This window comes from Arthrobacter sp. zg-Y179, from assembly GCF_020907345.1.
In the GTDB taxonomy this organism is placed as follows: Bacteria; Actinomycetota; Actinomycetes; order Actinomycetales; family Micrococcaceae; genus Arthrobacter_B; species Arthrobacter_B jinronghuae.
On sequence record NZ_JAJJOB010000007.1, the window covers coordinates 1 to 25,696 of the forward strand.

23 protein-coding genes and 1 tRNA gene are annotated in these 25,696 nt (G+C 65.7%); 9 read left to right on the top strand and 15 right to left on the bottom strand.

The window, feature by feature from the left end; translation table 11 throughout:
* Positions 1-96: 96 nt before the first annotated feature.
* The 12 genes from fabF to aceE form a co-directional block, all read right to left on the bottom strand.
* Positions 97-1,332 carry a beta-ketoacyl-ACP synthase II gene (gene fabF, locus LOC56_RS07165; protein WP_229951616.1) on the bottom strand — a complete coding sequence of 412 codons (1,236 nt, stop codon included), beginning with the start codon at positions 1,330-1,332 and terminating at the stop codon, positions 97-99.
* 80 nt (positions 1,333-1,412) lie between these two features.
* Positions 1,413-1,658, bottom strand: coding sequence for an acyl carrier protein (locus LOC56_RS07170; RefSeq protein ID WP_055240832.1), 246 nt, complete (start codon positions 1,656-1,658; stop codon positions 1,413-1,415).
* A gap of 111 nt (positions 1,659-1,769) precedes the next feature.
* On the bottom strand, positions 1,770-2,831 hold the full coding sequence (locus LOC56_RS07175) for a beta-ketoacyl-ACP synthase III (protein ID WP_229951617.1): 1,062 nt from the start codon (positions 2,829-2,831) through the stop codon (positions 1,770-1,772).
* Entirely contained in the window at positions 2,828-3,781 is a 954-nt protein-coding gene (locus LOC56_RS07180; RefSeq protein ID WP_229951618.1) for an ACP S-malonyltransferase, read from the bottom strand. Before LOC56_RS07180 ends, LOC56_RS07175 begins: the two co-directional genes overlap by 4 nt.
* A gap of 109 nt (positions 3,782-3,890) precedes the next feature.
* Positions 3,891-5,114, bottom strand: coding sequence for a PucR family transcriptional regulator (locus LOC56_RS07185; protein ID WP_229951619.1), 1,224 nt, complete (start codon positions 5,112-5,114; stop codon positions 3,891-3,893).
* A gap of 60 nt (positions 5,115-5,174) precedes the next feature.
* On the bottom strand, positions 5,175-6,530 hold the full coding sequence (locus tag LOC56_RS07190) for an ABC transporter substrate-binding protein (protein ID WP_229951620.1): 1,356 nt from the start codon (positions 6,528-6,530) through the stop codon (positions 5,175-5,177).
* Positions 6,531-6,569: 39 nt separating this feature from the next.
* Positions 6,570-7,490 (bottom strand): carbohydrate ABC transporter permease, encoded by a 921-nt coding sequence (locus LOC56_RS07195; RefSeq protein ID WP_229951621.1) that lies wholly within the window; start codon positions 7,488-7,490, stop codon positions 6,570-6,572.
* Positions 7,487-8,440 (bottom strand): carbohydrate ABC transporter permease, encoded by a 954-nt coding sequence (locus LOC56_RS07200; protein WP_229951622.1) that lies wholly within the window; start codon positions 8,438-8,440, stop codon positions 7,487-7,489. Before LOC56_RS07200 ends, LOC56_RS07195 begins: the two co-directional genes overlap by 4 nt.
* Positions 8,441-8,615: 175 nt before the next feature.
* Positions 8,616-10,127, bottom strand: coding sequence for an acetyl-CoA carboxylase carboxyltransferase subunit alpha/beta (locus LOC56_RS07205; RefSeq protein WP_229951623.1), 1,512 nt, complete (start codon positions 10,125-10,127; stop codon positions 8,616-8,618).
* Positions 10,124-11,347 (bottom strand): CaiB/BaiF CoA transferase family protein, encoded by a 1,224-nt coding sequence (locus LOC56_RS07210; protein WP_229951624.1) that lies wholly within the window; start codon positions 11,345-11,347, stop codon positions 10,124-10,126. The genes LOC56_RS07205 and LOC56_RS07210 overlap by 4 nt, the downstream gene beginning before the upstream one ends.
* A gap of 65 nt (positions 11,348-11,412) precedes the next feature.
* Positions 11,413-12,774, bottom strand: a complete 1,362-nt coding sequence (locus LOC56_RS07215; RefSeq protein WP_229951870.1) for an SLC13 family permease — start codon at positions 12,772-12,774, stop codon at positions 11,413-11,415.
* Positions 12,775-12,998: 224 nt separating this feature from the next.
* The gene (aceE, locus tag LOC56_RS07220) at positions 12,999-15,743 is read right to left on the bottom strand and encodes a pyruvate dehydrogenase (acetyl-transferring), homodimeric type (protein WP_231703625.1); all 2,745 of its coding nucleotides are present in this window, start codon (positions 15,741-15,743) and stop codon (positions 12,999-13,001) included.
* 301 nt (positions 15,744-16,044) lie between these two features.
* Between aceE and LOC56_RS07225 the strand changes: the two genes are divergently transcribed.
* The 6 genes from LOC56_RS07225 to gndA all read left to right on the top strand — a co-directional run bounded on the left by LOC56_RS07225 (position 16,045) and on the right by gndA (position 20,534).
* Complete coding sequence (locus tag LOC56_RS07225; protein WP_227923726.1) at positions 16,045-16,464, top strand: DUF3052 domain-containing protein; 420 nt, start codon at positions 16,045-16,047, stop codon at positions 16,462-16,464.
* Positions 16,461-16,925 carry a peroxiredoxin gene (locus LOC56_RS07230; protein ID WP_229951626.1) on the top strand — a complete coding sequence of 155 codons (465 nt, stop codon included), beginning with the start codon at positions 16,461-16,463 and terminating at the stop codon, positions 16,923-16,925. Before LOC56_RS07225 ends, LOC56_RS07230 begins: the two co-directional genes overlap by 4 nt.
* The gene (locus tag LOC56_RS07235; RefSeq protein WP_229951627.1) at positions 16,922-17,869 is read left to right on the top strand and encodes an NAD-dependent protein deacetylase; all 948 of its coding nucleotides are present in this window, start codon (positions 16,922-16,924) and stop codon (positions 17,867-17,869) included. The genes LOC56_RS07230 and LOC56_RS07235 overlap by 4 nt, the downstream gene beginning before the upstream one ends.
* 84 nt (positions 17,870-17,953) lie before the next feature.
* Positions 17,954-18,029: transfer RNA gene (locus LOC56_RS07240), tRNA-Val, on the top strand.
* 84 nt (positions 18,030-18,113) lie between these two features.
* Entirely contained in the window at positions 18,114-18,971 is an 858-nt protein-coding gene (locus tag LOC56_RS07245; protein WP_229951628.1) for a serine hydrolase, read from the top strand.
* 126 nt (positions 18,972-19,097) lie between these two features.
* Positions 19,098-20,534, top strand: coding sequence for an NADP-dependent phosphogluconate dehydrogenase (gndA, locus tag LOC56_RS07250; RefSeq protein ID WP_229951629.1), 1,437 nt, complete (start codon positions 19,098-19,100; stop codon positions 20,532-20,534).
* 101 nt (positions 20,535-20,635) lie between these two features.
* Here gndA and epsC read toward each other — a convergent pair whose 3' ends face one another.
* The 3 genes from epsC to msrA all read right to left on the bottom strand — a co-directional run bounded on the left by epsC (position 20,636) and on the right by msrA (position 22,828).
* Positions 20,636-21,220: a serine O-acetyltransferase EpsC gene (gene epsC / locus LOC56_RS07255; RefSeq protein ID WP_227923736.1), complete on the bottom strand. Its 585-nt coding sequence runs from the start codon at positions 21,218-21,220 to the stop codon at positions 20,636-20,638.
* 48 nt (positions 21,221-21,268) lie between these two features.
* A complete protein-coding gene (gene cysK, locus LOC56_RS07260) occupies positions 21,269-22,204 on the bottom strand; it encodes a cysteine synthase A (RefSeq protein ID WP_229951630.1) in 936 nt (311 codons plus the stop codon).
* Positions 22,205-22,303: 99 nt separating this feature from the next.
* Positions 22,304-22,828 (bottom strand): peptide-methionine (S)-S-oxide reductase MsrA, encoded by a 525-nt coding sequence (gene msrA / locus LOC56_RS07265; RefSeq protein WP_229951631.1) that lies wholly within the window; start codon positions 22,826-22,828, stop codon positions 22,304-22,306.
* A 129-nt stretch (positions 22,829-22,957) separates the two neighbouring features.
* Between msrA and LOC56_RS07270 the strand changes: the two genes are divergently transcribed.
* The 3 genes from LOC56_RS07270 to LOC56_RS07280 all read left to right on the top strand — a co-directional run bounded on the left by LOC56_RS07270 (position 22,958) and on the right by LOC56_RS07280 (position 25,695).
* Positions 22,958-23,914, top strand: a complete 957-nt coding sequence (locus tag LOC56_RS07270; protein ID WP_229951632.1) for a Nif3-like dinuclear metal center hexameric protein — start codon at positions 22,958-22,960, stop codon at positions 23,912-23,914.
* 77 nt (positions 23,915-23,991) lie between these two features.
* Complete coding sequence (locus LOC56_RS07275) at positions 23,992-24,732, top strand: zinc ribbon domain-containing protein (protein ID WP_229951633.1); 741 nt, start codon at positions 23,992-23,994, stop codon at positions 24,730-24,732.
* 3 nt (positions 24,733-24,735) lie between these two features.
* Positions 24,736-25,695, top strand: a complete 960-nt coding sequence (locus tag LOC56_RS07280) for a reverse transcriptase-like protein (RefSeq protein WP_331460918.1) — start codon at positions 24,736-24,738, stop codon at positions 25,693-25,695.
* Position 25,696: the final 1 nt, after the last annotated feature.

The window sequence follows — 25,696 nt, forward strand, 5'->3', positions numbered from 1 at the left end:
GGGCACGGGGGCGGCATTGCCCAAAACCCCCCCCTAGAAAAACACCCGGGGGGCGGGCCCCGGGGGGCCCCGCACGCCTGTTTGTAAACGAAGGACTTAGCGGCTGCGCAGTACGGCGACGGCGTTGTGCCCGCCGAAGCCGAAGGAGTTGCTCAGCGCGACGATGTCTCCGCCGCGCAGCTGGCGGCTGGAGGTCACGACGTCGAGCGGGATCTCCGGATCCTGGTTGTCCAGGTTGATCGTTGCCGGCGCCTGGCGTTCGTAGACCGCCAAAGCCGTCAGGACGGCTTCTACTGCACCCGAGGCACCCAGCAGGTGGCCCATCTGCGACTTGGTGGCAGACACGGCGACACCGTCGAGGGCACTGCCCAGGGCAGCCTTCAGCGCAGTGTATTCCGGCTTGTCGCCCACCGGGGTGGACGTGGCATGCGCGTTGACGTGGACTACATCCTCGGCCTGCGCCCGGGCATCAAAGAGAGCGGACTTCAGGGCCCGGGTGGCGCCGAGGCCCTCGGGGTCCGGTGCGGTGATGTGGTATGCGTCGGCGGTGACGGCCGTGCCGGCGAGCTCGGCGTAAATCCGCGCGCCGCGGGCCAGGGCGTGCTCTTCGCTTTCGAGCACCAATGCGCCGGCACCCTCACCCATCACGAAGCCGTCGCGGTCCTTGTCATAGGGGCGGGAGGCACGCTGGGGATCATCGTTGCGCTTGGAAAGGGCCTGCATGGAGGCAAAGGACGCCAGGGGCATCGGGTGGATGCAGGCTTCCGCGCCGCCGGCGACGACGATGTCGGCCTTGCCGGAGCGGATCATGTCCAGGCCCTGGTGGAGGGCCTCGGTTCCGGAGGCGCAGGCGGAGACAGGCGTGTGGGCGCCGGCGCGGGCACCCAGGTCGAGGCTGACCGCGGCGGACGGGCCGTTGGGCATCAGCATCGGAACGGTCATGGGCAGTACACGCCGCGGGCCCTTTTCACGCAGGGTGTCCCAGGCGTCGAGCAGGGTCCAGATGCCGCCGATGCCGGTGGCGAAGGAGACGGCAAGCCGGTCGTGGTCAATGTCTGCGAGGCCGGAATCTGCCCAGGCTTCGCGTGCCGCGACGACGGCGAACTGCGTGGAGGGGTCCATCCGCTTGGCTTCGACGCGGGAAAGGACTTCCGAAGCGGGAGCGGTGGCACGCGCGGCGAAGGTCACGGGCAGGGAGTACTTCTCCACCCATTCGTCTTCCAGGGTTCGGGCGCCGGAGACACCCTGCAGTGCGTTCTTCCACATGGTTGGAACGTCCCCGCCGATGGGCGTGGTCGCTCCGAGGCCTGTGATGACTACTTTGCGGGCCATGATTCACTCTCTTGAAGCAGTTGCAGGTGCTGGTTCCGGCGGTACCGGGCGGCCGCCGCCAGGCAGCGGCCGCCGGAAGGTTAAGCCTGGGCGTTGGAGATGAAGTCCACGGCGTCGCCGACGGTCTTCAGGTTCTTGACCTCTTCGTCCGGGATGCGCACGCCGAACTTCTCTTCGGCGTTGACGACGATGGTCATCATGGAAATGGAGTCGATGTCCAGGTCATCGGTGAAGGACTTGTCCAGCTCAACGGCCTCGGGGGCCAGACCCGTCTCTTCATTGACGATCTCGGCGAGGCCGGCCAGGATTTCTTCGTTGCTAGCCATGTTGGCTCCTTTTCTTGTAGTGCCGGTACGGGACCGGTCCGGTTTTCCAACCGCCGAAGCGGTGTGGTTCTGGGGGCTGCACCGGCTTAGCCGGCACGGCGGGCAATGGGGCTAGGGGAGGACAACTACCTGCGCGCCGAACACAAGGCCGGCACCGAAGCCGATCTGCAGCGACAGCTTGCCGCTGAGTTCCGGGTGCTCCTGCAGCAGGCGGTAGGTGGCCAGGGGAATGGAGGCGGCCGAGGTGTTTCCCGCGTCGGCAATGTCCCGGGCAATGATGACTGACTCGGGCAGCTTCAACTGCTTCGCCATTTCGTCAATGATTCGCATGTTCGCCTGGTGCGGCACGAAGGCGGACAGATCGTCGGCGGTGATCCCGGCGGCGTCGAGCGCCTGCTGGGCGGCCTTGGCCATCTCCCATACGGCCCAGCGGAAGACCGTCTGGCCGTCCTGGCGCAGGGTGGGCCAGAGTTTGGTTTCCCGGCCGGAGAGGTCCGCGGGGCTCATACCGCCGTCGGCCTCGGCGGCGAGGGAGAGTTCACGGACGTCCAGCATGGAGTGGGTCATGCCGATGGCACCGGACTTGCTGCCGTCGGAGCCCCAGACGGAGGGTGCGATGCCGGGGGTGTCGGACGGCCCGACGACGACGGCGCCGGCACCGTCGCCGAGCAGGAAGGAGATGGTGCGTTCGGTGTTGTCGATGAAGTCGGAAAGCTTCTCCACGCCGATGACCAGCACATAGTCGGCGGCGCCGGAGCGAACCAGTGCGTCTGCCTGGGCAACGCCGTAGCAGTACCCGGCGCACGCGGCCGAAACGTCGTAGGCCGGTGCCGGCGTTGCGCCCAGCCGCTCGGTGATCTGGGTGGCGGCGGAAGGCGTCGCGTAGGGGTGGGTCACCGTGGAGACGATGACGGCGCCGAGCTGCGATCCCTCGATGCCGGCGTTCTTCAGTGCCTCACGGCCGGCGGCCTCGGCCATGTCCACCACGGACGTGCCCTTGTCCGCACGGTGCCGGGTCACGATGCCCGTGCGCTGGCGGATCCATTCGTCGGAGGAATCGATCCACTGGCAGACGTCGTCGTTGCTCACAATGACGTCGGGGCGGAAGGCGCCGATGCCGTGGATCCGGCTGAATTCGTTGACGGGGGACTGCTTCAGGGTGGGCGTGCTCACGCGTTACCTTCTCCGGTTGTTGCTGCCGTTCCGGAATGCTCACGGATGAACTCCCGGGCAGCGGTTAGATCTTCTGGGGATTTCAGGGCCAGTGTGGGTATGCCCTTCATGCCGCGGCGTGCCAGCCCGGTGAGGGTTCCTGCCGGCGGCAGTTCCAGCACGCCGGTCACGCCCATGCCGAGCATGTTCTCCATGCAGAGGTCCCACCGTACCGGGCGGGAAACCTGCGCGATGAGGCTGTCAAGGTTGGCATCGCCGGACACCACTGCGGCGCCGTCGCGGTTGGACAGCAGCGTGGCCAGCGGCGCCTGCGGGGTGAGGGAGGGGCGCAGGGCTTCCAGGACAGTCACGGCGGGCGCCATGTGGGCGGTGTGGAACGCCCCGGCGACCTTCAGCGGAATAACCCGCGCCTTGGCCGGCGGTGCTGCGGTGAGTACTTCAAGCTGGTTGTGCGTCCCGGCCGCCACTGTCTGCCCGCCGCCGTTGGCGTTCGCCGCCGTGAGTCCTGCGGCTTCCAGTACTGCCGCGACGTCGTCGGGATCCCCGCCGAGGATGGCGCTCATGCCCGTGGGCTCCACCGCTGCGGCGCGTGCCATGGCATTGGCCCGTTCCCGGACAAACACCAGCGCGTCGTTTTCCGGCAGGGCACCGGCAATGGCGGAGGCCGTGATCTCGCCGACGGAGTGGCCCGCGAGGACGGTGGAGGATGTCAGCGCCGAGGAGTCCAGCAGCAACCGGGCGGCCATCAGGCCGGCGGCCACGATCAGGGGCTGGGCGACGGCGGTGTCCTTGATGGTTTCCTCGTCGGAGACCGTGCCGTGGGCAATGAGGTCCAGACCGGCGACGTCGCTCAGTGCGGAAAGGTGATCACGGACGCCGGGCAGTTCCAGCCACGGCGAGAGGAATCCTGGCGTTTGGGACCCCTGGCCGGGGCAGACGATTGCAAGCACGTATACAGCTTTCCAAAGATAGGGGACGGTACCGGGTGTTTGCGTAGACCAAGCTCCCCGGACGGCTTTGTAGGAAGTCTACAAGCCGACGACGGCGTCTGGGCAGGGTTCAGGGGCGGACGGCGGGCTTCTCGGGGGCTGCTTTTCCTGCGGGTGCCAGGCGTCCAACCACCAACGCGGTCTGCAGCACGAACGCTTCGCGGGGCAGCATCGGGTCCCATCCGGTGACATCGCAGACCCGCCGCAGGCGGTAGCGGACCGTATTGGCATGGACAAAGAGTTCACGTGCCGTGGCCTCCAGGGAGTGGCCCAGCGAGAGGTACGCACTAAGGGTTTCGGCCAGGCCGTTGGAGGCACCCAGCAGGGGAGTGTAGATGCTTTCCACCAGGGCCTGGCGTGCAGTGTCGTCACCGGACATAACCCGCTCGGGCCACAGATCATCAGCGGCCACCGGGCGTGGTGCAGCCGGCCAGGCGCGGGCGGCGGTAAGCCCGGCAAACGCGGCCTGTGCGGATGGACCTGCGTCGACAAGGGAGGGTGCGGGCGGGCCGTACACCACCGGACCCGGGCCGAAGAGTTCGGCCAGACGGGTGTAGGAGAAAGCCTTGTCCTCCAGTCCGCCCAGGACCAGGATCAGCCGCTCGCCCTGGATCCCCACGAGGGTGTCTTCGGCCAGCCGGCCCGTGGCCCGGCGGAGTTCATTCACGAACGTGGCATTGGCTTCCGCAGGAGAGCCGCCCACCATAACGGTGACCGGTGCCGCCGAACTCCAGCCGACGGCGGCAATCCGGGAGCGCAGCGCGTCGGAACTCTCGCCGCGCAGGATGGCGTCGACAACAAGGGCCTCCAGCCGGGTGTCCCAGGCGCCGCGGGTTTCGGCTGCACGGGCATAGACGTCTGCGGCGGCAAAAGCCACTTCGCGCGAATAGCGAAGCACCGCTTCGCGCAGTTTGGACTGGACCTCGCTGCCGGCGAGCTCCGGCACCCGGTCCTCGACCACTTGCACCACCACCCGGATCAGCTGAAGGGCCTTCTGCAGGCTGATCGAGCGGGTGAGCTCCGTTGGAGCGGTGCCGAAGACGTCGCTGAGCACCCAGGCGGGCGAGGCAGGACGCTGGTACCAGTTCACGAAGGACGCGATGCCCTTCTGCGCAACCATTCCCAGCGCGGAGCGCTCGTCCGGGCGCAGTCCCCGGTACCACGGCAGGGAAATGTCCAGCTGCTGCAGGGTGGCAGTCGAAAGCCTGCCGATATTCGCTTTCAGGCGCTCGACGGTGGGCAGGTCTGCTTCCGGCGGCGCTGAGGCAGCGGACGTATTGGGACGCACTGGCATACCTGCGAGCTTACGGCCTGCAGGGGTGAACCGCTATTTTGTGTGAAGGCTACAACTTGGCTAGGCGGGCAGCTTGGGCTTCACATCGTTTGTGTAGATGCCTTCCAACGTTGCGGTCAGTTCCGTGAGGACGGTTTTCACATCGGCCTGTTCCGTGAGGATCCGGCCGGCCGCCTTGGCGATTTCCTGGTCCGCTCCGGGCAGGAACACCCGGGCATAGTCCTGGTTCCGGGTGACGGCCAGCTGGTCGATGGCCGTTTGGATCTGCGGCGTCGCAGCCAGCACCTGCGTCATGTCCGCGGACTTGCGCACCGGCATGTAGCCCGTGGCCGCGGAGAACGCTGCGGTGTTTTCCGGGGAGGTCAGGAACTTCAGGAAGGTCGCGGCGGAGAGCTGCTGCTCGGGGCTGATGTCCTTCGGGATGCCCAGGCCGGCGCCGCCCGTGGGGCAGACTCCGGTCAGTTCCCGGCTGCCGCCGGGCATGAATCCCACGCCGACGTCGAACGTTGCCGTCTTGAGCACACCCACCAGGTTCCCGGTGGATCCCACAGCCGCGGAGACGGCACCCGCCGCCATGTCGGCCGTGGCATCCTTGGATGACACTCCCGCCCAGGCATTCTTATAGACGGTGTCCTGGACCTGCTGGATGGCGGTGACGGCCTCGGCCGAGTCAGCCGTAATGGTCCACTCGTCACTCCAGGCAGCTCCCTCTCCCCAAAGCTGGTTCTGCAGTGTCCAGCCCGCATAATCAATCAAGGCCGGGTGCTGGTAGACATTCTGGATGCCGGGCACCGCCGCCTTGATCTTCGGCGCCCATTCCGAGAACTCCTGCCAGGTCTCCGGTGCCCGGTTGGGCAGGCCGGCGGCGGCCCAGTGTTCCTTGTTGTAGTAGAAGAGGGGCGTGGATCGGGCAAACGGAACGGCCCACTGCCGCCCGTCATACTCATAGTCGCTGAACAGCTGGTCCCGGTAGTCGGCGGTGTCGAAGTCCAGCTGTTCCATCAGCGCGTCCAGCGGGATGATGGAATCGTTGAGGAAATAGCGGAACCACCAGACGTCGGAGAAAATGACGATTGCGGGGAGGTCGCCGCCCTGCTGGGTGGTCTGGAACTTCTGGGCAACCTCTTCGTAGTTGGATCCCGCACTGACCATGTTCACGCGGATCTCGCTCTGGGAAGCATGGAACTTTTCGATGATCTCGGTTTCAATCGCCTCGGACTGGCCCGGGTGGCTGGACCAGAAGGTGATCTCCGGGGCGGGGGTCACGCCGCTGAAGTCGAGTTCGTCCTCCTCGACGGGGGTGTCCGTTTCAGTGGACGGTCCGCCGCAGGCCGCCAGGGCGGCCGCAGAGGCGCCGGCAGCACTCAGGGACAGGAACAGGCGGCGGTTGAAGGCCGGTTTGGATGCTGCTGACATGGAATGCCTTTCTGGAGTGCGGACAATTTGCAGTTCGGCTTAGCCGGTGACGGAGCCTTGGGTCAGACCGGCGACGATGTAGCGCTGCAGGGCAGCGAAGACCACCAGGATCGGAACCAGCACGAGGACCGCGCCGGCCATCATGATGCCCCAGCTGGCGGGATCGGACTCGGAATTCCGGAGCAGGGTCAGGCCGACCGGCAGGGTCATCATTTCGGGCCGGCTGACAATCACCAGCGGCCATATGTACTCATTCCATTCGGTCACGATCGTGACCAGTCCCACGGTGGCGATGGTCGGTACGGAAATCGGGACGACGATCCGCCACAGGCGGGACCAGTGTCCTGCCCCGTCGATCTCGGCGGACTCCAGGATGGTGCCTGGCAGGGTGAGGAAATGCTGCCGCAGGAGGAAGGTCCCGAACGCCGTCCCGAGCCCGGGCAGGATCATGCCCCAATAAGTGTCGGCACCGCCCAGGGACGTCACGAGGATGTAGTTCGGCAGGATGGCCACCTGCGGGGGGACCATGAGGGCCACCAGGATGGCTACAAAAATCACCCGCTTGAACGGGAACCTGATGAAAACCAGCGCGTAGGCGGTGAGGATGGCCAGCACCACCTTGATGGAGGCGCCGGCGAGCGTGACGATCACGCTGTTGACGAAGAACCTGCCGAACGGCACCAGGGTCATGGCGTCCTGGTAGTTGCTGAAGTCCAGGGAGTCCGGCAGGACATCCAGGTCCGTGGTGACGATCTCGCCGGGCCCCTTGAAGGAGGACAGGACCATCCACATCAGGGGGAGGAATACCACCAGTGTGGTGAGGGCCAGGGGCACATACCCCGTCAGCAGGGTTTCGGTGATGTTTCGACGTGAGAGCGGGCCTTCGCCGGTCCGGCGGGAACCCTTGCTGCCGGTTGGGGCGGGCGCGGACACCGGGGCGGCGGGTGCAGGGACACTCATGAGTAGTGCACCTTTCGCTCGACGAACCGAAGCTGGAAACCGGTGACCACCAGCAGCAGCACGAACAGGATCACTGAGACGGTGGCCGAATAGCCGGCCCGGTTGAATCCGCCGAAGGCCTGCAGATAGGCCTCGAAAATCAGGGTGTTGGTGCCGTTGCCCGTGGGGGTCATGATCCGGATCAGGTCGAAGGCCTGCAGCGAACTGAGAAGCGTGGTGATGAGCAGGAAGAAGGTGGTCGGGGAAAGCAGCGGCAGCGAAACGCTGAAGAACCGCCTCGCCGCACCTGCGCCGTCGAGCTGTGCGGCCTCGAGCACGTCGCGGGGAATCGACTGGAGGCCGGCAAGGTAGACCACCGCGCAGTAGCCCAGGTTCTTCCAGACATAAACCAGGATGACCATGACCAGTGCCAGGTCCGGGTTGTTGATCCATTCAGGGCTGCTGGCGCCGAAACCGCGCAGCACCCAGGCCAGGGCTCCGTAGACGGGATCGAAAATGAACAACCAGACCAGGCCCACACCCACTCCGGACAGGACATACGGGGCAAAGACGGCGGCGCGGGCCAAGGTGGTGCCACGGACTTTCAGGTTCAGCGCCAGCGAAACCAGCAGTCCCAGCAGCATTGATCCGCCGACGGTGAAGACCGTGAACACTGCCGTTACCGTCAGCACGTCCCGGGCATCGGGAGAGGTGAAGAACGTGATGTAGTTTTCGATCCCGACCACGGTTGCTGTCTTGGCTCCGAGGGTCCAGTTCAGGGTGGAGTAATAGATGTTGCTGAACAGCGGCCGGTAGGTGAAGGCGGCAATCAGGATCAGGTTGGGCAGCGCAAAAGCCAGGAAAGTAAAGAAGTCCCTGCGGGTGCGGCCGGAAAAACGTCGGCGGCGGACAGCGGGGTTACTGCCGGGCGGCGCGGTGGAAACCGGCGGCGACACCGTGGTCCGGGCCATCTTCCTCCTTTATGCAAGGGTTCGACGTTGAACGACCGGCAAGCAGTCTTTGGAAGTGCGCGTCGATTGTGGGGAGCATAACGGCACGCACGGAGAAACGGAAAGGAACCGCCGTTGCATGCGGCGGTTTCGTTGTTTGTTACGGCCGTTGTCGGGGCGGGCAGGGGCAGCGGAACTACAGTGCCGATCCCAGCCGCCGGAATCGGTTCGTCCGCCGTGCCAGCCGCTCTGCCCGCGGAACGGCGCGAAGCGAAGCCAGCTCGTATTCCACGGCCCGTGCCATCCGGCGGCAGAATTCGGGTGCCTCGTCCGCAGCGTCGGGCAGTTCCGTCACCGTGTGGTCCACAATCCCGTGGGCAGCCAGCGCTGAAACGGTCACGCCCTGCGCCTGTGCCATTTCCGGGCCGTGCAGGGTGTCCCGGAACACGATGGCGCTGGCACCCTCCGGCGGCAGGGAAGAAAGCCAGGCGTGGCGGGCCGCGACCGTCCGGTCTGCGGGCAGCAGGGCCAACGCGCCGCCGCCTGCCCCCTGACCCAGCAGGACGGACACCGTGGGGCAGCCCAACCCCACGAGGTCGTTGAGGCTCCGGGCAATTTCACCGGCCAGGCCGCCCTCCTCGGCCTCCTTGGACAGGGCAGCGCCGGCGGTGTCGATCACGGTCAACAGGGGAAGGTCCAGTTCCTCCGCCAGCCGCATGCCGCGGCGTGCTTCCCGGAGCGAAGCCGGTCCCAGTGCAGCCTGTTCTGTTCCGCGTTCCCGGTCCTGCCCCAGCACTACGCAGGACGTCTGGCCGAAGCGGGCCAGGGCCAGTATCAGGCCCGGGTCTTTTTCACCCTGTCCGCTGCCGTTCAGGGGCAGCACGTCGCTCGCCCCGAAATGCAGCAGCTGGCGGACACCCGGGCGGCGGGGATTGCGGGAAATCCGAATGGATTCCCAGGCGGGCAGCGGCACCGGCGTGCTGCTGAGCGAGCCCGGGGCAGGCACCGGCACGGTCGAGCCGGGCAGCAGCATGGCCAGGGCACGGTGGACGGTCCGGGGAAGTTCCTCCGGCGGCAGCACCGCATCCACCAGTCCGCGGTTCCGCAGGTTCTCCGCGGTCTGCACACCTTCCGGGAAGGGCTCCCCGTAGAGTGCCGAGTAGACCCGCGGGCCCAGGAAGCCCAGAAGCGCGCCGGGCTCGGCGACGGTGATGTGGCCCAAGGATCCCCAGGACGCCATGACCCCGCCGGTGGTGGGGTGGCGCAGGTAGACAAGGTAGGGCAGGCCGGCCTCCTTGTGCCGGCGGACGGCGGCGGTGATTTTGACCATCGAAAGGAACGCCAGGGTGCCTTCCTGCATCCGGGTTCCGCCGGACGCCGGCCCGGCCAGGAGCGGCAGCCCTTCACGGGTGGCGCGTTCAACGGCGTCGGTCAGCCGGTCCGCGGCGGCAACTCCGATGGAGCCGCCCAGGAACCCGAACTCGCTGACCATCAGTGCAACGCGCCGGCCCTGCACCAGTGCCTCACCCGTGAGCACCGATTCGTCCACGCCGGTTTTCTGCCGTGCGGCAGCCAGGTCGGATGCGTAGGCGTCGCCGGGGTCGGCATAGGCCACGGGCACGTCCCAGGAGCGGAAAGAACCGGCATCGACAACCAGCGCCAGCAACTGCCTTGCATCCAGGCGGCGGGGCGCCGTCTGGACGCTCATGCTTCGGTGCTTTCCGCGGCAGCCGGCTGCGGGCTGCCCGCCAGCCAACGGCGGATCGCGTCCCCGTGCTCGTCCAGCAGGGGCGGGGCAGCATGCACGCGGCGAGTACTTTCCGTGCCCTGCATGGCATCAAAAAAGCGCAGCGGCGGCCCCGGCAGGGAGACGGTGCCCAGGACAGGATGCTCGACGTCGACCACCAATCCCTGCGAACGGACCTGTTCCCATGCATACACTTCGTCCAAGGTGCGCACTTTTCCGGCCGGAATCCCGGCGGCGCGTAGCTTCTCCAGCAGCGGTTCCGCTTCGATATCCGCAAAAGCATGCTCGACGGCGGCCACCAGCGCCGGGCGGTTGCGTACCCGCTGGGCGTTGTCCGCAAACTCGGCACGCGAGGCATCGATGCCGAATGCAGCGGCAAAGGCTTCCCATAGTCTCTCGCTCCCGACACTGATCTGGACCATGCCTTCGCGGCAGGAGAAGAGCCCGTAGGGGGCAATGGACGGATGGTGGTTGCCCTGCGCGGCCGGCACCTCGCCGGCAACAGTGTGCCGGGTGCCCTGGAAGGCATGCACTCCTACGACGGCGGCCAGCAGTGAAGTGCGCACCACCTGGCCCTTTCCGGTGCGTTCGCGTTCCAGCAGCGCTGCCAGGAGCCCAAAGGCGCCGTACATGCCCGAGAGCAGGTCCGCGATGGGTACGCCGACCCGCTGCGGATCCCCTGCGCCGGACCCGGTCAGCGACATCAGGCCGGCCTCGCCCTGGACTATCTGGTCGTAGCCGCTGCGGGTCGCCTCCGGGCCGTCATGGCCGAATCCGCTGATGGAGAGGATGACCAGCCGGGGATTGAGTTCGTGCAGCCGGGCCGGCGGGAATCCGAGCCGGTCCAGCACCCCGGGGCGGAAATTCTCCACCAGCACGTCCGCCCGCCGTACCAGGTCCGTCAGCACCGCCGCGCCGTCCTCGGACTTCAGGTCCAGGGCGATGGACTCCTTGTTCCGGTTGCAGGAAAGGAAGTAGGTGGCCTGCGGTGTCTCTTCCGGTCCGACGAAGGGCGGTCCCCAGCCGCGGGTGTCGTCGCCCGTGCCGGGGGTTTCGACCTTGATGACGCGTGCGCCGAGGTCTGCGAGCATCATGCCTGCGTGCGGACCGGCAAGGGCACGGCTGAGGTCGACGACCAGATAGCCGTCCAGGGGGCCGCGGGCGGGGGAGTGGTTGTTCATGGATCGCTCTCTTCCTGGTTCGGTGCGGGAAGGACAGTTGCACTCCAGCGGGAACCGCGCCGGACCTAAAGCCATCCGGGGACCACCATGACCAGCCACGCCACCAGTGGTCCCACTACTACGACGATGCCGCTGTAAGCGAGGATCTGCTTGTAGAAGCGGTCCTTGTCCAGCTCTTCCGGTGCGTTCGCCAGCACGAGGGCGCCGTTGGTCGAGAAAGGCGATACGTCCACGATGGTCGAGGAAACGGCCAGCGCGCAGATGAGCCCCACGGCGCCGATTTCCCCCGAGGCGAGGAACGGTACGGCCAGCGGGATGAGGGCGGCAAGGATGGCGGTCGATGAGGCGAAGGCGGACACGACGGCGCCGATGTAGCAAATGAGCAGCGCCGCCAGCAGCGGCACGCCCAGGTTGGCGACGCCGTCGGACACGTATTCGATCGTGCCGGCCTCCTGCAGGACGCCGACAAAAGTGAGCATGCCGCAGATGAGCAGGACGGTGGTCCAGCTGATCTTGTTGACCGCACCCTTCTGCGCCTGCGGCGAGACGAGGGCAAGGACCATGGCGATGGTGATGGACACGAAGCCCACGTCCACCTTGAAGCCCAGGGCAATCACGGCCAGCGTGATCAGCCCGGCGATGGTGACAATCTGGGGGAAGGTCTCGCTGCGGGTCTTCGTGGCGGTGATCCCGTCACCGGCGGGATCGCGTGGACCGTAGATGCCGGATCCGGTTCCCTTGAAGGGAACGTCGGCCCGGCCGGCCACACTGAGGTTCATCCTGGCTTGGGCGACCTGCTCCGCGAAGGCCCCTGCGGTGCTGCGGCGCAGCCTGCTGCCGCCGAGGACGAAGAACAGGATCAGCGCGATCAGGGTGTTGAAAAGCAGGCTCGACATGAAGACGGCAAAGGGGCTGGACTCCAGATCCGTCTCTGCAATGATGCCGTTGACCGTGACTCCGTAGACGGCGATCGGGGAGAATCCGCCGGCCTGGGCTCCGTGGATGACCATCATGCCCATCATCAGGGGGTTGATCTTGTTCTTGGCGGCGAACCCCAGGGCGATTGGGGCAACGATGGCCACGGCCGCCGGCGACAGCGCGCCGACGGCGGTGATGACGGCGGTGACCGCGAACATGATCCAGGGAATCAGGGCCACCCGGTTGCCGACCAGTTTCACGGCGCCCCGGACCAGCAGGTCGATGGTGCCGTTGTTCTGGGCTATGGCAAACAGATAGGTCACCCCGACTATCGTCAGGAACAAACCACCCGGGAAATTGGCCAGGATCTCCTCGGTGGTCATGCCGAGGAAGACGAATCCCAGCAGGAAAGCCCCCACAAAGGCCAGCGCGCCCATATTGAGGGGCAGCACGGTGGCCAGGATGAACATGGCCACCAAAATCAGGATGGACAGGACTGGAGCGGACATCATTGTCCCTTCGTTGAAGGTCAGGGCCTTCCCGGAGCCGGCAGGCAGGACGCCGCGGCCGGGCAACGCGTGCACTGGACCAGCCTGCGGGGCCGGGCACCGTTGTCAACGAGTGTTTTGGCAGGGAGGTGGGATTCGGGCAATCTTGCCGCAAACGAAAAGGAACCGCCGCAGATGCGGCGGTTCCTTTTCATGTTCCCCGGGTTCGAGGACCGGGGGATTGCTTAGGCGTCGCCGCCGGCGTTTCCGCTGGTGCCGGCGTTGACGTCCAGCAGGCGGTACTTCTCCATTGCCTCCTTGGGGGCATTGGCGTCGACTTCACCGCGGCGTGCGAGCATCTCCAGCGCCCGCACCACCATCGAGTGGCTGTCGATCTTGAAGTACCGGCGTGCAGCCGCACGCGTGTCCGCGAAACCGAAGTCATCGGCACCGAGGGTGGCGAATTCGTTCGGCAGGAACTGGCGGATCTGGTCCGGGACGGCCTTCATGTAGTCCGTGGAGGCAACAATCGGGCCGGTGGCGCCGGCCAGCTGCTGGGTCACGAACGGTACCCGCGGCTCCGAGCCGGGGTTCAGGAAGGCTTCCTCCTCGGCGGCGAGGCCGTCGCGGCGGAGCTCGTTCCAGGAGGTCACGGACCAGACATCGGCCGAGACACCCCAGTCCTCAGCAAGGAGTTTCTGGGCTTCCAGCGCCCACGGCACGGCAACGCCGGAGGCCAGCAGCTGCGTGCGGGGTCCGTCCATCTTTGCCGGCGCGAGCAGGTAGATGCCCTTGATGATGCCTTCCACGTCCAGGTCCTCGGGGGCCTTGGGCTGCTGGATCGGCTCGTTGTAGACCATGAGGTTGTAGATGACGTTCGGATCCTGGGAATCCGGGCCGTACATCTCCTCGAGGCCGTGGCGGACGATGTGTCCGATCTCGTAGCCGTACGCCGGATCGTAGGTCTTCACCGCGGGGTTGGTGGAGGCCAGGATCGGCGAGTGGCCGTCGGCGTGCTGCAGGCCTTCACCGGTGAGGGTGGTGCGGCCGGCGGTAGCCGAGATCAGGAACCCGCGTGCCATCTGGTCGGTAGCCGCCCAGATGTAGTCGGCGGTGCGCTGGAAGCCGAACATCGAGTAGAACACGTAGACCGGGATCAGCGGCTCGCCGTGCGTGGCGTAGGACGTGCCCGCCGCGGTGAACGCCGCAATCGAGCCGGCCTCGTTGATGCCCACGTGCACAATCTGGCCCTGCGGGGACTCCTTGTAGGCCAGGACGAGGTCCCGGTCCACGGACAGGTAGTTCTGACCCTTGGGGTTGTAGATCTTGGCCGTCGGGAAGAACGAGTCCATGCCGAAGGTACGGGCCTCGTCGGGGATGATCGGCACAATGCGCTTGCCGAACTCCTTGTCCCGCATCAGGTCCTTGAGCAGGCGGACGAAAGCCATGGTCGTGGCGGCCAGCTGCTTGCCGGAGCCCCGGTTGGCTACTTCGTAGGCCTTCTCGCCCGGAAGGTGGACGGGTTCGTGCTTCACCCGGCGTTCCGGGACGTTGCCGCCCAGTTCGCGCCGGCGTTCCATCATGTACTTGATCTCGGGGGCATCTGCTCCCGGGTTGTAGTACGGAGGCTGGTACGGATCGGCTTCGAGCTGCTCGTCGCTGATCGGGATCCGCAGGTGGTCGCGGAAGGCCTTCAGGTCATCGAGGGTGAGCTTCTTCATCTGGTGGGTCGCATTGCGGCCCTCGAAGTGCGTACCCAGGCCGTAGCCCTTGACCGTGTGGGCCAGGATGACCGTCGGGGCGCCCTTGAATTCCATGGCGGCCTTGTACGCGGCGTAGACCTTGCGGTAGTCGTGGCCGCCGCGCTTGAGGTTCCAGATTTCCTCGTCGGTCAGGTTGGCAACCAGTTCCTTGGTTTCCGGGCTCTTGCCGAAGAAGTGCTCGCGCACGAATCCGCCGGACTCGGCCTTGTAGGTCTGGTAGTCGCCGTCGGGGGTGGCATTCATGATGTCCACCAGCGAGCCGTCCTTGTCACGCTGCAGCAGGTCGTCCCACTCGCGGCCCCAGACAACCTTGATGACATTCCAGCCTGCGCCCCGGAAGAAGGCTTCCAGTTCCTGCATGATCTTGCCGTTGCCGCGGACCGGGCCGTCGAGGCGCTGCAGGTTGCAGTTGATCACGAAGGTCAGGTTGTCGAGCTTGTCATTGGCGGCGAGCTGGAGCAGGCCGCGCGATTCGGGCTCGTCCATCTCTCCGTCGCCAAGGAACGCCCATACATGCTGCTGGGAGGTGTCCTTGATTCCGCGGTTCTGCAGGTAGCGGTTGGACTGTGCCTGGTAGATGGCGTTCATGGGACCAATGCCCATGGAAACCGTCGGGAACTCCCAGAAATCCGGCATGCTGCGCGGATGCGGGTAGGAGGACAGTGCATGCCCCTCGCGGGACTTCTCCTGGCGGAAGCCGTCCATGTCCTCTTCGGACAGGCGGCCTTCGAGGAAGGCGCGGGCATACATGCCGGGGGAGGCGTGACCCTGGAAGTAAATCTGGTCTCCGCCGCCCGGGTGGTCCTTGCCCCGGAAGAAGTGGTTCATGCCCACTTCGTACAGGGTCGCTGCTCCGGCATACGTTGAAATATGTCCGCCGACGCCGATTCCCGGGCGCTGGGCCCGGTGCACCATGATGGCGGCGTTCCAACGCAGCCAGGCGCGGTATCGCCGTTCGATTTCCTCGTCACCGGGGAATTCAGGTTCCTGATCAACCGGGATGGTGTTGACGTAGTCGGTGGTGGTTACCATCGGCACGCCCACGCTCTGGGAACCGGCACGCTGGAGCAGTGAGCGCATGATGTACTGCGCGCGTTCAGTGCCCTGCGAACGGATCAGTTCGTCGAGCGATTCGATCCATTCTGCGGTTTCCTCAGGATCACGGTCCGGTAGCTGGTTGGTTAACCCGCTCAGGATGTCCGTTGTGTCTTCTGCGGCCACGGCCAACCTCTCTCATGTACAGATTGTGTCTGCGACATTCTTTCTGTGGTATCCGGCCGGTGTCCGCCGGATCTTCGCTTGCGCGTATGTCTTCGCTGGCGCGTATGCACGCCTCGGCGCCCCTTTTTATCCACTCTAGTCCCGTAAAGCCGTTGATGCGTAGCCTGCACGGCGGTCATCGCTGACGGCGTACAGCCCGGAACCCTTGAAGCCTGCGGGTTTTAGGTGTTTCGTTGAGTCGGAGACAGCGCAGATCGGGCAAATGTGTGATTCCCTTGTATTTATGCAGTCAACCAGGAGGAGTGAAGTGAGCGAGGCCGAAGCCGTCACTGAAGAAAACGTGGCGAGCAGATTGGGTTTCAAGGACGGGGACCTGGTTCAGGAGTACGGCTACGACGAGGACGTGGACTTCGATTTCCGTGAGGACCTTGAGGACCTCATCGGCGGCGAGCTGCTGACTGAAGACGACCACGATGTTGTGGACGGCGTCATCCTCTGGTGGCGGGCCGACGACGGCGACCTTGTCGACGCGTTGGTCGATTCCCTGACCACGCTCGACGACGGCGGCGTTGTCTGGGTTCTGACCCCCAAGTCCGGGCGCGAGGGCTACGTTCCCCCGGCAGACATCGAGGAAGCAGCCCCCACAGCGGGACTGCACGTCACCACTTCCCCGGGCGTCACCGAGGACTGGGCCGCCACCCGCCTGGTGAGCCGACGCAAGAAGTGACTGCGCACCTGCTCACGGCAGGTGCTGCGGTTCCGGACTTCTGCCTTCCCAACCAGTTCGGCGAAGAGGTCCGGCTTGACGGTCTGCGGGGCGCCGGCGTCGTGCTGGTCTTTTTCCCGTTCGCGTTCTCCCGGGTGTGCCGGGGCGAGCTCGCAGAGCTGCAGGCTGAACGTGCCCTTTTCGACGACGCCGACGTGCGCCTGCTGGCGGTGTCCTGTGACTCGAAATACACCCTGCGGGCCTGGGCCGAGCAGGAAGGCTTCGGGTTCGACCTGCTTTCCGATTTCTGGCCGCACGGGGAAACGGCCCGGGCCTTCGGGGCTTTTGACGCACGCAGGGGGCTGGCGGAACGCGCCAGCTTTGTCATAGACGGGGAAGGCGCCCTCCGCGCAGGCATCCGTTCAGACCCGGGCGCAGCGCGTCCGATCGAGCAGTACCGTACTGCTTTGGAGGCACTGTGAGCGAGCAGCCCAAGAACTCCCGTCCGGGCCTCGGCCTCACGGGTTTTGCCAGCGGACATGCCCTCGAATCCGTTCCGGCACCCACGGAGGCGGAGCTGCGGCTCCTTGAGCGCGCCGTCGGCTATCTGGGCGGGCAGCGGCTGGCGCTCCTGACCGGTGCCGGGTTGAGCACGGATTCCGGCATCCCCGACTACCGCGGTCCCGACGCGCCCCCGCGGAATCCGCTGACCTACCAGCAGTTTGTCGGTGATCCGGACCTGCGCCGCCGGTACTGGGCCCGCAACCATATTGGCTGGCACCATCTGCGCCATGCGGTGCCCAACCCCGGCCACGAGGCCGCGGTGGTCCTGGAACAGCGGGGACTGCTCTCGGGCCTGATTACCCAGAATGTGGACCGGCTCCACACGGACGCCGGCAGCATCAACGTCATCGACCTGCATGGGCGTTATGACCAAGTGGTCTGCCTGAACTGCCGTTCGGGCTTTTCCCGTTCAGAGGTCGCCGGCCTGCTGCAGGAGCTGAATCCCGGGTACCTCGAGCAGGCGCGCGTCGACGGCGGGATCGCCCCGGATGCCGACGCGGACATTGCCGATACCGAAAACTTCGTCGTGGCGGACTGTCCCGTCTGCGGCGGAATGCTGAAACCGGATTTTGTGTACTTTGGCGAGAACGTCCCCAAGGACCGCGTGGCCCGGGCCTTCTCGGTGGTGGACGACGCTGGTGCCCTGCTGGTGGCGGGCTCCTCGCTCACCGTGATGAGCGGGCTGCGCTTTGTCCGCTACGCGGCCAAGGCCGGCAAGCCTGTCGTCATCATCAACCGGGGGGCCACCCGGGGCGATCCGCTGGCCACCCTGAAGATCGATATGGGAGTCAGCACGGCCCTCACCTGGCTGGCGGAAAACCTCCCTGATCTGCCGGCCGGACCGAAGGACGGCGCCGATTAGGCATCCGCCCGGGTCTTACGGTAATGTAGTTCCTCGTGATGCAGGGCCTGCGGAGAAGTTTCTGACGGCCGGGCAACATGTTCTGGGTCTTTAGCTCAGCTGGTAGAGCGCCACGTTTACACCGTGGATGTCATCGGTTCGATCCCGGTAGGACCCACCAGAGAAGCCGCCGTTACTTTCCGCAGATGTGGAAGGCAACGGCGGCTTTTTGTTTAACCGCCCATGCACGGAACAAATGGGGCTGATGGCAAAGGAAATCCAGGCGAGGAAGCGTATCTGCACGGCGCTGGCCGTGATGATCATGTTGTCAGGCTGCACAGCGCCGGACGATGCTCCGCAGGCATCGCCGATGGCCGAGCAAGGCGCAGGCAGCACCGTGGACACGGGGACGCCGGAATCGATTGCCGCCGCCCTGGACCTGATGGCCGGAGACCGGCGTGAAGATTTCTCCGTCGCCGTGCAGGACAACCGCACCGGGAGGTCCTGGATCCAGAACCCGGACGCACGGTACCTCGAAGCAAGCCTGGTGAAGGTCCCCATCCTCCTGACCCTGGTCCGCCAGGCCACCGAGGAGCAGCGCAGCCTCACGGCGGACGAAGAGAACCTGGCAACGCTGATGATCGAATACAGCGACAACGAAGCCACCAGCGAGCTGTACTCCCGGCTCGGAGGCCGGGAGGAACTGAACCGTACCTATGAGCTCATTGGTGTTGCGGATACGGAAGCCGGCGAAGTCTGGGGAGCCGGCGAGACCACAGCCGGGGACCAGTTGCTTATTGCCCGGACGGTGGCCTGCGGCGCCGACTGGCTGGACCCGGACCTGCTGGCGTTCGCCGTCGGACTGATGGAGAACGTCTGCCCGGAGCAGAACTGGGGGATCAACGCGGGGGTTCAGGCGCCCGATGCTGAAGTGGCATTGAAGAACGGATGGCTGCAGGACGACGACGCCGTGTGGAACGTGGGCAGCGCCGGGTTCGTCCGGGCCGCCGGGAACGACTACAGCATTGTTGTGCTCAGTTCCGGGAACTCCACGCTCGAGGAGGGAATCGGCATTGTCGAAGGCGTTGCCTCGGTGATCAACGGCTACGAAACGGGGACCTGAGCCCGCGCCCCGCGCCCCTGTGGCGGCGGGATGCCGAAGAAGCATAGGCTGGAGCGTGAACACGGCGCGATGATTCCTGTGCCGTCCCCGTGCCCGCCGGGCACCCGAACCATCCTTGGAGAGAACTTGAGTGCACAAATTGGTGTAACCGGCCTTGCCGTCATGGGTGCAAACCTCGCCCGCAATCTCGCCCGCAACGGTTACACGGTGGCCCTGCACAACCGTTCCATCGAGAAAACGGATGCCCTGCTTTCCGCGCACGGCGACGAGGGTGACTTCATCCGCACCGAGACGCTGCAGGAACTGGTCGACTCACTGGAGAAACCGCGCCGCGTACTGATCATGGTCAAAGCCGGAGCGCCGGTGGACTCGGTGATCGGTCAGCTGGTTCCGCTGCTGGAACCGGGCGACATTGTGATCGACGGCGGCAACTCGCATTTCGAAGACACCCGCCGCCGCGAGGCTGCCCTGGCCGAGAAGGACCTGCACTTTGTCGGCGTCGGCGTGTCCGGCGGTGAAGAGGGAGCCCTCCTGGGCCCCTCCATCATGCCCGGCGGTTCCCGCGAGTCCTACGATTCCCTAGGCCCGATGCTGGAGAAAATCGCCGCGAAGTACGACGGCGAGCCCTGCTGCACCTGGATCGGCACCGACGGAGCCGGCCACTTTGTGAAGATGGTGCACAACGGCATCGAATACGCAGACATGCAGGTGATCGGCGAGGCTTACGACCTGCTGCGCTCCGCAGCAGGCATTGAACCGGCCGAGCAGGCCAAGATCTTCAACGAATGGAACACCGGCCAGCTCAGTTCCTTCCTGATCGAAATCACCGCCGAGGTCCTGGGCCATGTGGATGCCCGGACCGGGAAGCCGTTCGTGGACGTTGTGGGGGACTCCGCCGGGCAGAAGGGCACCGGCCGCTGGACGGTAGTCTCCGGCCTGGACCTGGGTTCCCCGGTTTCGGCCATCGCCGAGTCGGTCTTCGCCCGCGCGCTGTCCTCCCAGCGCGGACAGCGCGAGGTTGCACAGCAGACGCTCCAGGGCGCGGAAGCCGCCGTCGAGCTTCCCGAGACGTTCGTGGAGGACGTGCGGCAGGCCCTGTACGCCTCCAAGCTGGTCAGCTACGCACAGGGCATCGACATGCTCAACGCTGCAGCCAAGGAATACGGCTGGGAACTGAAGCTGGACGAGATCGCCTCGCTCTGGCGTGCAGGCTGCATCATCCGCGCCGAACTGCTGGATGACATCATGAAGGCCTACGCCGGCAGCGAAGCTCCCGCGAACCTGCTGTTCGCTCCGGCCTTCGCGGAGTCGATCGCCGCCGCCGTCCCGGCCTGGCGCCGCGTGGTCTCCGTCGCCGTGCAGCTGGGCATCCCGGTGCCGGTGTTCTCCTCGTCGCTGGCCTACTACGACGGCCTGCGCCGCAAGCGGCTTCCGGCGGCACTGACGCAGGGCCTGCGCGACCTGTTCGGTGCACACACCTACCACCGGGTCGACGCGGAAGGAACCTTCCACACCATGTGGGGCGAAGACCGCGCCGAGGTCGAGGCAGTGGACACCCACTAAGGAACCCCAACGGTACTAAAAAGGTCCGCAGCGGATGCTGCGGACCTTTTTAGTGTGCCCTGCGGGCCAGGTGTACCTGTCGGCCAGATACACCTGTCCGGCTAGATGTAGATGGCCGGATCGATGTACTCTGCCGGGTCCACCGCGGGTTGGGTCATCTTGGTGTCCCGGTGCCGCCACTTGGCCGGAATGCCGGTGATGATCGAATCCGCCGGGGCATCCTTGACCACCACGGCGTTGGCCCCCACCGCGCTGTTGGCGCCAATGGTCACCGGCCCCAGGATCTTTGCTCCGGCACCTACGGTGACGCCGTCGCAGATGGTTGGATGGCGCTTGACCTTGGCCAGCGAACGGCCGCCCAGGGTCACCCCGTGATAAAGCATGACGTCGTTGCCGATCTCCGCTGTTTCGCCGATGACCACCCCCATGCCGTGGTCAATGAAAAACCGGCGGCCGATGGTTGCACCGGGGTGGATCTCGATGCCGGTGGCGAAGCGGGTCACCTGGGAGAGCACGCGGGCCGGGAACCGCAGCGGGGGCCGGGCCCACATGCGGTGCGTCAGCCGGTGCATCCAGATGGCATGCAGGCCGGAGTAGACAACGAGGTTTTCGAGCGAACCTCTGGCCGCCGGATCGTGTGATGCGGCGGCGTCGAGGTCTTCGCGCAGTCGGGCTAACAGACTCACAGAGGACTTTCTGCTCGGATGATCCGCCCTGCAGGGGCGGAACGCGGACTAACCGCGGATGTCGTCGTACAGGACAGTAGAGATGTAACGCTCTCCGAAGTCGCAGACGGTGGCAACAATCAGCTTACCGGCGTTCTCTTCGCGCTTGGCGAGTTCCAGCGCCGCCCAGACGATGGCACCGGACGAGATGCCGCCGAGGATGCCCTCCTGGGTGCCCAGTGCGCGGGCCGTGGCCACCGAATCCTCGATGGAGGCGTCGAAGACCTCGTCATAGACGGTGGTGTCCAGGATCTCCGGGACGAAGTTGGCGCCGATGCCCTGGATCTTGTGGGGGCCGGGGGAGCCGCCGTTGAGGATGGCGGAGTCCTTGGGCTCTACGGCCACGATCTTCACGTCCGGCTTGCGTTCCTTCAGGACCTGCCCGACGCCGGTGATGGTGCCGCCGGTGCCGATGCCGGCAACGAAAATGTCCACCTTTCCATCGGTGTCTGCCCAGATTTCCTCGGCGGTCGTGGCCCGGTGTACGGCCGGGTTCGCTTCATTGGCGAACTGCTGCGCCCAGATGGCGTTTTCGGTGGTGGCCACGATTTCCTTGGCCTTGTCCACTGCTCCGCGCATGCCGTCGGCGCCGGGGGTGAGGACAATCTCCGCACCGTAGGCGCGCAGCATGACCCGGCGTTCCGTGGACATGGTTTCGGGCATGGTGAGGATCACCTTGTAGCCGCGGGCAGCGCCCACCATGGCCAGCGCGATGCCGGTATTGCCGGAGGTGCCCTCCACGATGGTGCCGCCGGGCTTGAGGGCGCCAGCCTTCTCGGCGGCGTCCACAATGGCCACGCCGATCCGGTCCTTGACGCTGTTGGCCGGGTTGTAGAACTCCAGCTTCACGGCCACCTGGGCGGGAAGCCCCTCGGCGAGCCGGTTCAGGCGGACCAGCGGGGTGCCGCCTACGAGCTGGGTTACATCGTCATAAATACGAGCCATGGTTTCCTCTATTCCTTCAACGTTCCTTCAAAAAGCCGGACTCAAACAAAGCCGGACTCAGTTATGCCCGTTCCAGCCTATCGGCGGGACCGGAGAGCCCTAGTCCTGAAGCCATTCAGAGTAATACTTGCGGGCCTTGGCCAGCTTGGGATTAATAATCACCTGACAGTAACCCTGGCCGGGGTGCTTGGCGTAGAAGTCCTGATGGAAATCCTCCGCCGGGTAGAACCGGGGGAGGGGAACGATCTCGGTGACAATCGGGTCCTTCCAGTTCTCCCGCGCACGCTCAAGTGCAGCTTCGAATTCCTTGCGCTGATCCTCGTCCCCGTAGAACATCGAGGACCGGTACTGGGTGCCGACGTCGTAGCCCTGCCGGTTGAGGGTGGTGGGGTCATGCTGCGAAAAGAACATGTCCAGGATGACTTCCGGGGGGATGATCTCCTCGTCAAAAGTCACGGCCACTACCTCTGCGTGTCCGGTGATCCCGGCGCTCACACTGTCATAGTCCGGGTTGTCCACGGCACCTCCCGTGTAGCCGGAAACTACGTCGGTTACGCCGCGGACCTTGCGGTAAAGAGCATCGAGGCACCAAAAGCAGCCTCCGCCTAATACATACGTCTTCATGCCCTTAACAAGGCGCCGGGACCCGCTTTGATTCCCGATGACCGGCAACCGGGTTCGGCGGTGTTCGTTCCGTCACGGCAGGCGCGGCGGAATTGAGCGCGGCAACGGCAGCAGGGTAGAACTAAAGTCATGGAAGCGGATCACCCCCACGAGCGCGCCGGCGCGGACACTGACACTGACACTGACACTGACACTGGCACTGACTCTGACATTGACATTGACACTGTCCAGGCCACCGACGGCAGCGACACCCCCACCCTTGGCGACATACTGCTGGCAGCCGAAGAACTCTGGCCCGAATCACTGGCCGAGGACTGGGACGCACCCGGCCTTGTTGCAGGCCGCGCCGACCGGGAGGTCCGGCGGATCCTGTTCGCGGTTGATCCCACCCGTGAAGTCATCGACGAGGCCCTTGAATGGGGAGCGGATCTGCTCGTGACCCATCACCCCCTGCTGCTGAAACCGGTCAACTCCGTAGCTGCCGGTTCATTCAAGGGCGACGCCGTGCACCGGCTGATCGAGGGCGGATGCGCCCTGCTGACGGTGCACACCAACGGCGACAGCGCCGTCGGCGGCGTCTCCGACGTACTCGCAGACGCCTTTGGTCTCCGGAACGTCACCCCGCTGGTTCCCGCCGCGGAAGGCCTGCCCGAAGAGGGAATCGGCCGGGTCGGGGACCTTCCCGAGATGCTTTCACTGGCGGACTTTGCCGAGCGCGTTTTCAGCCTCCTGCCCGCCGTCGCCGGCGGCGTCCGCGTGGCGGGCGAACAGCAGGGCCTAATCCGTCGCGTGGCCGTCTGCGGAGGTGCCGGCGACAGCCTGTTCGACGCCGTTCGGGCCCAGCGTGCCGACGTCTACGTCACCGCGGACCTGCGCCACCACCCGGCGTCGGAACTTCGGGAGCGTGCCCTTGGCGAAAACGGCCGTCCCTACCTCATTGACGTCTCCCACTTCGGCAGCGAATGGCTGTGGCTGACTCCGGCAGCCAACGCCCTCGAAAACGTCCTGACGGACCAGGGCTTCACCGCTGACGTGCGCGTCAGCGGAGTGAACACGGATCCGTGGGACTTCGTACTGACTCCTTAGGCTGAAGTGATCCCCGGCAGTGGCATAGGCTTAGGAGAGCCGGGCCAGGCAGGCCCGGATATACACGGAGGTAACTGGTGGCAAAAGCATCGCCCGCGGAGCAGCTGAGGCTGCTGGATCTGCAGGCCCTGGACAGCAGGATCAAGTCCCTGCGCAACCAGGCCCGCAACGTTAGCAACAATCCCGAGATCGCGTCCCTGGCCGGTGCCGTCGCCGCAGCCGAAAGCGCACGTGTGGCAGCCGGCACTGAAGTGGCCGACATTGAACGTGAACTCACCCGCGCCGAAGCGGACGTAGCGTCCGTTGTCGCACGGATGGCCCGTGACCAGCAGCACCTGGACAGCGGCAAGGGCGGCTCCAAGGAGCTCACCGCGCTGCAGGCGGAAATCGTTTCCCTCGAACGCCGCCGGTCCGACCTTGAAGATGTCGAGCTCGACGTGATGGAACGGCTGGAGGCCGCCCGTACCCGCGAAGCCGAAGCCCGTGAAGCGCTGACATCCCTGCACGAGAAGCGCCGGGAACTGGAAGAGAAGCGCGACGCCGAACTGGCCGTCATTGCTGCGGACAGCTCCGACGCCGAAGCCCGCCGTGCAGAGCTTGCCGACAGCTTCGATACCGCCCTGCTTGCCGTCTACGAAAAGACACTGTCAAAGCACGGCATCGGCGCCGCCCGGCTCTTCCACGGCACCTCTGAAGGATCGGGGATGCAGTTGAGCCCCGGCGACCTTGCGGACATCCGCAAGGCTGCGGAAGACGAAATTGTCTTCTGCCCGGATTCGGGCTGCATCCTGGTCCGCTCCGCCGAGTGGAGCAGCTGAGCAGTGACATTGTTTGACCCGGAGCCTGACTCTGGCGAGGAACCCCGCCGCGCCGCCGCCGGCAGTTCCCGGCGAACCCTGATTGTGGAAGCAGACGGGGGTTCGCGGGGCAATCCGGGTATTGCCGGTTACGGCGCGCTCGTCCGCGATCCCGACACCGGCCGCATCCTGGCTGAAAAGGCCGAATACGTGGGCCGGGTGTCCAATAACGTAGCCGAGTATTCAGGCCTCATCGCGGCCCTGGAGCTGGCGCACAGCATCGACCCGGACTGCTGGATCCTGGCCAAGATGGATTCCAAGCTCGTGGTCGAGCAGATGAGCGGCCGTTGGAAGATCAAGCATGCCGACATGCAGAAGCTTGCGGCGAAGGCACGTTCGATCGTCAACCCGCAGCGGGTGAAATACCAGTGGATTCCGCGCGAACTGAACAAGGACGCGGACCGGCTGTCCAATGAGGCAATGGATGCCGGCACAGCCGGCGTTCCGTGGAAGCCGCGCGCCGGTGCGGACACCAGGGCAGCCGCTGCCGCGGCGGTACTCGAAGCGGCCTCGTCTCCTGCCCCTGCGGCCGCCCCCACGGGACGGCTGCATCACACGGAGATCTGGGTCAACGACTTCGCTGCAGCGGAAAAGTCGCTGGGCTGGCTGCTGGAACGGGTGGGCTACGTCCGGAAAGACGAATGGGACTCCGGAGCGAGCTGGCAGGGCGCCGAGGGCTACATCGTGCTCGAGGAAGGCCCCGACGTCGAACGGGGTCCCTATTCCCGGAAGCGGGCCGGGCTGAACCACCTCGCGTTCTGTGCCGGTTCCGAGGCCGACGTCGAACTTCTGGCACGGCGTGCGGCCAGCCACGGCTGGACCCTGATGTTCGCAGACCGGCACCCGCACGCCGGGGGAGCGGAGCACTACGCCGCGTATCTGGAAAACGAAGAAGGTTTCGAAGTGGAACTGGTGGCCGGCTGAG